The organism is Corallococcus exercitus, assembly GCF_003611585.1.
Lineage (GTDB): Bacteria > Myxococcota > Myxococcia > Myxococcales > Myxococcaceae > Corallococcus > Corallococcus exercitus.
This window is the reverse complement of record NZ_RAVW01000693.1, coordinates 1-2,837: the sequence shown is the minus strand read 5'-3', so window position 1 is coordinate 2,837 and position 2,837 is coordinate 1. Positions and strand designations below refer to the sequence as shown.

Below are 2,837 nucleotides of genomic sequence, written 5' to 3'. Positions count from 1 at the left end.
GGGCCGTGGATGCCCGGGGCGCGGGGGCTGCTTTTCAGCCCGCGTTCAGCGCCGCGCCGTGGTGGCGCAGGTGGTCTTCCATGAACGTGGAGACGAAGTAGTAGCCGTGGTCGTAGCCCTCCTGCATGCGCAGGGTGAGGGGCTGGCCCGCCGCCTCGCAGGCCTCCTTGAGGAAGTGCGGGTGCAGCTGATCCGGCAGGAACTTGTCCTTCGTCCCCTGGTCCACGAGCAGCGCCGGCACGCGCCGGCCCGCCTTCAGGAGCTCCGTGGCGTCGTACTCGCGCCACGCCTGCTCATCCGGCCCCAGGTAGCCGCCAAAGGCCTTCTTGCCCCAGGGGCTGCGGATGGGAGCCCCGATGGGAGCGAACGCGGACACGGACCTGTACCGGCCCGGGTTCCGGAGCGCCGTCACGAGCGCGCCGTGCCCGCCCATGGAGTGGCCGAAGATGCCCTCGCGGTCCATGCGCGCGGGGAAGTGCGCGCCGATAATCCCGGGCAGCTCCTTCGTCACGTACGTGCCCATGCGGTAGCGCGCCTTCCACGGCTCCTGCGTGGCATCCAGGTAGAAGCCCGCGCCGGTGCCGAAGTCCCAGTCCGCGTCCTCCCCCGGGATGCCCGCGCCGCGAGGACTGGTGTCCGGCGCCACGAGCATCAGCCCCAGCTCGGCCGCCACGCGCTGCGCGCCGCCCTTGGTGGGGAAGGTCTCCTCCGTGCAGGTGAGGCCGGCCAGGTAGTACAGCACCGGCACCTTGCCGTGCTTCGCCTGGGGCGGCGTGTAGACGCTGAAGCGCATCTCACCGCCGCAGGCCTCGGACGGGTGCTTCCAGAAGGACTGCGTCCCTCCGAAGCATGCGTGCTCGCTGACGAGCGTTGGAGCCGCCGCGCTCATGCGTACTTCACCACGCTGCGGATGGACTTGCCCTCGTGCATCAGGTCGAAGCCGTGGTTGATCTCCTCCAGCTTGAGCGTGTGGGTGATGAGCGGGTCCACCTGGATCTTCCCGTCCATGTACCAGTCGACGATCTTCGGCACGTCCGTGCGGCCGCGAGCCCCACCGAACGCGCTGCCCTTCCACACGCGGCCGGTGACCAGCTGGAACGGCCGGGTGCTGATCTCCTGCCCCGCGCCCGCCACGCCGATGATGATGCTCTCGCCCCAGCCGCGGTGGCAGCACTCCAGCGCCTGGCGCATCGTCTTCACGTTGCCGATGCACTCGAAGCTGTAGTCCGCGCCGCCGCCGGTGAGGTTGACGAGGTACGGGACGAGGTCGCCTTCCACTTCCTTCGGGTTCACGAAGTGCGTCATCCCGAACTTCTCCGCGATCTCCTTGCGAGCGGGGTTCAGGTCCACGCCGACGATCATGTCCGCGCCCACCATGCGAGCGGCCTGCACGACATTCAGGCCGATGCCGCCCAGGCCGAAGACGACGACCTTCGCGCCGGCCTCCACCTTCGCGGTGTAGACGACGGCGCCCACGCCCGTGGTGACGCCGCAGCCGATGTAGCAGACCTTGTCGAAGGGGGCGTCCTCGCGGATCTTCGCCACGGCGATCTCCGGCAGCACCGTGTAGTTCGCGAACGTGGAGCAGCCCATGTAGTGGTGGATCATCTGCTTGCCCAGGCGGAAGCGGCTGGTGCCATCCGGCATCAGGCCCTTGCCCTGGGTGGCGCGGATGGCCGTACACAGGTTCGTCTTGCGCGACAGGCACGACTTACAGCCGCGGCACTCCGGCGTGTAGAGCGGGATGACGTGGTCGCCCTTCTTCACGCTGGTGACGCCCGCGCCCACGTCCACGACGATGCCCGCGCCCTCGTGGCCGAAGATGGCGGGGAACAGGCCCTCCGGGTCCGCGCCGGAGCGGGTGAACTCGTCGGTGTGGCACAGGCCGGTGGCCTTCAGCTCGATCAGCACCTCGCCCGCCTTGGGGCCCTCCAGGTGCACGGTTTCGATGCTCAGGGGCTTGCCGGCCTCGAAGGCGACGGCGGCGCGGACGTCCATGGTGGGGCTCCTGTGAGTGGGGAAGGAAGACTCCCCACCATAGAAGCCACGCACCGCGTCGTCCGTGAAAAGAAGCGGCCCGACCCATCAGGGCCCGCTACTAGACGGAGATGAGGCCCTTGCGGATGCCCTCGGTGACGGCCTCCACGCGGTTCGTCACCTCGAGCTTCCGGTAGATGTGCTCCAGGTGCGTGCGGATGGTCGCCTTGGAGAGCGACAGCAGCCGGGCCGCCTCGCTGTTGGACACGCCCTTGGCGATGAGCTGGAGGATCTCCCGCTCCCGGTCCGACAGCGGCTTGAGCAGCGGCTCATGCGCGGACGCATCCGCGGCCGTGGCCTCCGCGGCGGACGGCGCCACGGGCAGCGGCTCGGTGGGCACGGGCGCGGTGTCCGGCTCCACGCGGAAGTGGCGCAAGAGGCGCCGCGCCAGGTTCGGCTGGATGACCGTGCCGCCCGCGCGCACCTCCTTGATGGCCTCCACGATCTTGTCCACCGTGGCGCCCTTGAGCAGGTAGCCGGACGCGCCTGCCTTCACGGCCTCGAGGACTTTGTCCTCCTCGTCGAAGATGGTGAAGATCAGGATCTCCATCTTCGGGAAGCGCGCCTTCACCTCACGCGTGACGTCGATGCCGCTCATTCGCGGCAGCCCCAGGTCCAGCAGCAGCACGTCCGGGTTCGCGCGCTCGACTTCTTCCATCGCGGCCTCGCCCGACAGCGCGGTGCCCACGATGTCGATGTCCGGGTGGCCTTCGAAGAGGCGCAGCTGGTTCTTCAAGATCTTGGTCTGGTCCTCCACGACGAACACGCGGATGGGGAGGGGGGCGGCGCTGGAAATCGGG

The 2,837-nt window shown here is 69.0% G+C and carries 3 protein-coding genes; all 3 read right to left on the bottom strand.

Going from position 1 to position 2,837, the window contains the following annotated elements; translation table 11 throughout:
- Positions 1-34 precede the first annotated feature (34 nt).
- A complete protein-coding gene (fghA, locus tag D7W79_RS40955) occupies positions 35-889 on the bottom strand; it encodes an S-formylglutathione hydrolase (protein ID WP_120530609.1) in 855 nt (284 codons plus the stop codon).
- Positions 886-1,998 (bottom strand): S-(hydroxymethyl)glutathione dehydrogenase/class III alcohol dehydrogenase, encoded by a 1,113-nt coding sequence (locus tag D7W79_RS40950; RefSeq protein WP_120530608.1) that lies wholly within the window; start codon positions 1,996-1,998, stop codon positions 886-888. The genes fghA and D7W79_RS40950 overlap by 4 nt, the downstream gene beginning before the upstream one ends.
- Positions 1,999-2,098: 100 nt before the next feature.
- On the bottom strand, positions 2,099-2,833 hold the full coding sequence (locus tag D7W79_RS40945; RefSeq protein ID WP_120530610.1) for a response regulator: 735 nt from the start codon (positions 2,831-2,833) through the stop codon (positions 2,099-2,101).
- Positions 2,834-2,837 lie beyond the last annotated feature (4 nt).